The sequence below is a fragment of the Pseudomonas sp. IPO3778 genome, from assembly GCF_013386825.1.
Lineage (GTDB): Bacteria > Pseudomonadota > Gammaproteobacteria > Pseudomonadales > Pseudomonadaceae > Aquipseudomonas.
Genome location: NZ_JACARC010000041.1, coordinates 1 through 264 on the forward strand (window position 1 = coordinate 1; position 264 = coordinate 264).

Genomic DNA, 264 nt, shown 5'->3' on the forward strand with positions numbered 1-264 from the left:
CGGCAAAATCAGAAGCGGGCACGGTCCAAATGTGGGAGCGGGCTTGCTCGCGAATGCAGTCTTTCAGTTGATGCATTCGGTGACTGACACACCGCCTTCGCGAGCAAGCCCGCTCCCACATTTAGACCGAGTTCGCTTTGGCCTTTGCTCTGCCTGAAAGCCGACTCCAGTGGTAGAAGCCAAGACAAAGCCCAGAGAGAAAGCCAAATCTGAAGCTGATGCTGGTGCCGGTGCCGGTGCCGGTGCTGATGCTGATGCTGAAGC